Source organism: Tunicatimonas sp., from assembly GCF_049647865.1.
Taxonomy (GTDB): Bacteria; Bacteroidota; Bacteroidia; order Cytophagales; family Cyclobacteriaceae; genus Tunicatimonas.
On record NZ_JBARYM010000162.1, the window covers coordinates 1 to 3,757 of the forward strand.

At 41.5% G+C, this 3,757-nt stretch carries 3 protein-coding genes and 1 tRNA gene; 1 reads left to right on the forward strand and 3 read right to left on the reverse strand.

Features of this window, described 5'->3' with window-relative positions:
- Positions 1-212: 212 nt before the first annotated feature.
- The gene (locus WBA23_RS05030) at positions 213-629 is read right to left on the reverse strand and encodes a response regulator (RefSeq protein WP_424581156.1); all 417 of its coding nucleotides are present in this window, start codon (positions 627-629) and stop codon (positions 213-215) included.
- Positions 630-937: 308 nt separating this feature from the next.
- A complete protein-coding gene (locus WBA23_RS05035) occupies positions 938-2,431 on the reverse strand; it encodes a Do family serine endopeptidase (RefSeq protein WP_424581157.1) in 1,494 nt (497 codons plus the stop codon).
- A 248-nt stretch (positions 2,432-2,679) separates the two neighbouring features.
- Here WBA23_RS05035 and WBA23_RS05040 point away from each other — a divergent pair.
- Positions 2,680-2,753 (forward strand) — tRNA-Asn (locus tag WBA23_RS05040).
- Positions 2,754-2,879: 126 nt separating this feature from the next.
- Here WBA23_RS05040 and WBA23_RS05045 read toward each other — a convergent pair.
- A partial coding sequence (locus WBA23_RS05045; RefSeq protein WP_424581158.1) for a sulfatase family protein occupies positions 2,880-3,757 on the reverse strand: 878 nt, incomplete at its 5' end.

The following is a 3,757-nucleotide window of genomic DNA, read 5'->3' on the forward strand; positions in this document are numbered from 1 at the left end:
CAATATTGGTTGTAGCAGCAGCGAACCCCTTTCAAAAGAGTTATTACATGAACTTCAAAACCACCGATGGGATCGAGAACCCACTGAGTGGTCACAATAACAGTAAAAACACACTGAGAGAGGGTAAAGCTTCATTTTTATATATTTTACCAAATAAAAAAACCATACCTCGTACACGAAGTATGGTTCGGTAAATTCTCAAAAAGATATTTTCAAATAGCCAACTTCTCCAGATTTCTTTGGGTAAGTGGTTTATTAATGTACTGCTTCACACTTGCATATTTATGCGACTTGTTTACGTCCTGTGGATTGATAGATGAAGTAAGCATCACAATTCTGCAGAACTCCTTAGTATCATCAGAAAGTTTCTCAAACTCGTCTAGAAACTGAAAGCCATCCATAAGTGGCATATCAATATCCAAAAAGATGATTTCAGGTAGCACCTGCGCCCCAGTATCCCCTAATTTCTCGATATTTTTTAGAAACTCTATAGCACTCTTAGCTCCGGAGTGGGTATATATATGATCGCAGATGTTAGCAGCCTCTATCATCTTCTGATTAATCAGATTATCAATCTCATTATCATCGATTAGCATGACTGAACGATGTTTTTTCTCTTGTTCGGACATATTGTTCTTGCGCTTGTTGAGTTATTATTAGAAGTAAAGCTCTTTTTTCTAATATTCTAGGAATGATATAAATATGTTACTTATATGCTTTAGCATCAAATATGGTGCAAAATACGAACTTGCCGAAATAAAAAACCAAATAAATTGCGATTATACTTACCTTAAAAAAATTATATATTCCTTATAATTCGTAGTAAGGAATCAATAATACTACAGTATGTTAGAGTAAATTAATCGCAATTAGGTTGAAAAAGCACCTTAAAGTAAAAAAGTTGTTTGTTGACTTTGAACGCATCAATGTTGTTTAGCTACCAGCCAAATCCGTGAAAAGTACGTTCTCCGTCGGTAGATAGGCCTTCAATAAGTATTCCTCCTGTTTTGCTTTGCATTACTTCCTTTAATGCTTTCGCATTTTGAATTGGGTCTTTATCAATAGAAGTAATAATAAACCCTTCTTTCAGTCCCGCTTTTTTCCATTTTCCTTCACCAAGTTCTAACAGCTGGGTGCCCCCCTCTAAATTGAGGCTTTCCAACATCTCGGAAGGAAGGTCTCCAAAAGTACCTCCCTCAAACTCAACGGGCTGCACTTTTTGAACCATTTCGGTATTGCCCATTGTGTTTCTCAGCGTAGCGTACACCGTTTCGCGCGATCCATCTCGCCAAAAAGTAACTTCAACCTCATCGCCCGGTCGGTTACGCGCTACCAATTCCTGGAGTTCCGAAACATTATTAACCGATCGGCTATCAATTTCGATAATAACATCGCCCGCTTCCATTCCCGCCTCAGCAGCAGCACTCTCTTGGGTTACTCCGTCTACAAAAACTCCAGTAACAGTCTCTAGTCCTTCTTCTTCCGCTAGCTGGGCGTTAACATCCCGAATTCGTACTCCCAATAATGCCCGCTGTACTGAGCCAAACTCTAATAAATCGTTCATTACCTTTTGCACTAACGATACCGGTACCGCAAAGGAGTAACCTGCGTACGATCCGGTAGGAGTAGCGATAGCCGTATTAATACCTACCAACTCACCTTTGAGATTGACCAAGGCCCCGCCACTGTTTCCTTGGTTCACTGCGGCGTCCGTCTGAATAAACGACTCAATCTGTCGGCCATTTCGGTCGTGTAAAATATTAATATTACGAGCTTTAGCACTTACAATGCCCGCCGTAACGGTAGAAGTTAACGTTCCAAATGGATTGCCAATGGCCAGTACCCATTCGCCTACTTTCACATCATCTGAGTCGCCAAAAGAGACGAAGGGGAATAAAATACTTCTATCTTCTATTTTTAGTAGTGCCAGATCGGTAGTAGGATCAACCCCTACAATTTTGGCTTCATAAAACCGGTTGTCATCTAAGGTTATCTCAATCTTGTCAGCCTCTTCGATCACGTGGTTGTTGGTGACGATGTATCCATCATCAGATATTAGCACCCCTGAACCAGACGAACGGGAAGGTCGTTCAGCACCACGGTCACCGGGGCGACGATCATCAAAGTAATCGTAAAAATCTTCTAATAGACTATTTCGCGATTGGCGGGAACCACTGTAGGTAGAGCGAATAAATACTACCCCCGGTTTCACCTGCTCGGCTGCATAGACAAAGTTAATTCCATCGGGTACTGAGAAATTAGAGTCTGCCAGAAAGTTTACATTCGGGTACTCTATTCCTTGCTGTTTGTCATCAAAATTAACGTAAGGTGACTTCGTTGGTACTCCTAAGTAGTTAGTTACTCCAACCGATACCAAACCACCCAAAATAGCGGCTAGTATAATTCCAAAAATAAACTTTTTCTGACTCATCAACTCAATAATCTAGGGGGTACTGTTCACTTCATTGTTGATAACGATACCGTTGTGGCAGTGTTATAAAATTAAAAATAATATACCCGATCTTTTCCAACAATACAACTTAGGTGCATAGTTAGAACCTTGTCTAAAGTCAAAAGGATTAGAGCCAACAATTCGTACTTTACTGGTAAATTTTATCAGCAGAAGTATTGCAATTTTCATGATAACCCGCTAGTATTGCAGTCCCAAAAAGGAAACACTCCTCCTTAGCTCAGTTGGTTAGAGCGGCTGACTGTTAATCAGTAGGTCCTTGGTTCGAGCCCAAGAGGAGGAGCTTCTTTATGGAACGATCAAAATCAAGCACTTATGAGAAATCATAAGTGCTTTCTTATTTTCCTTTTCACTACGAATGCGGAGTTTTTGACAGGGATGCGATCTAAGGTGTACTAAGTTATAGTAGTCAGAAATTCTTGAAAGGCCCCCGTGGTTCGGCATCTTCCATTTCTTTCTGCCAGTTGACAAACTTTTCTCGCATCATCTTCAGCTTGCCCGGTTGGGCGGTACTTAAATCGTTTTCTTCTTTGATATCTTCTTCTAAGTTGAATAGATATTCTCCTTCTCTATTTTTTAACCATTTCCATTCGCCTACCCGAGCGGCTTGGTCGCCACGTAACTCCCAGTATATCTCCGACCGACCCTGCTCAGTTTCACCTTGCAGCACCGGTACCATATTAAAACCATCCAATGTGATAGAATCGGGCACTGGAACATTGGTAGCCGCTAGTAGGGTAGGCATAATTTCCAGCGAAGATAAGAACTGATTATTAATGCTGCCTGATTCTACCATACCAGGCCATTTAATGATGCAAGGTACCCGGATGCCGCCTTCGTAGAATTGCCCTTTCTTCCCCCGAAATGGCGAATTATCGGCACCTAAGCCTCCACCATTATCCGAGAGAAAGACAATAATCGTATTTTCTTCCAATCCGTACTCTTGAATGCGGGACAATATTCTACCGATACTAGCATCCATATAAGTAATAGCGGCGCGATAACCTCGCTGCCGGACGGTTGATCCTGAGTAACGATCTAAATAGATCTCCGGAGCTTGTACCGAACCGCGAATTTTAGGATCAAGATTAGATGCGCTATGGGGAGCGTTGAAGGGAAGATATAGAAAGAACGGTCGTTCTTTGTTTTCATCCAAAAATGCCAGGGCTTCTCGCTCAAATAGATAAGTACTGTACGTACCACTATCAGCCGTGGTGGGTTTATTGCCCAAAAACATAGAGGGTGTGCCGTAGCGTTCGTGCGTATAATAATCAATACCGGTATTAA

Coding starts and splice junctions, on each gene's coding strand:
- WBA23_RS05030 (WP_424581156.1), bottom strand. CDS start 629: ATGTCCGAACAAGAGAAAAAACATCGTTCAGTCATGCTAATCGATGAT.
- WBA23_RS05035 (WP_424581157.1), bottom strand. CDS start 2,431: ATGAGTCAGAAAAAGTTTATTTTTGGAATTATACTAGCCGCTATTTTG.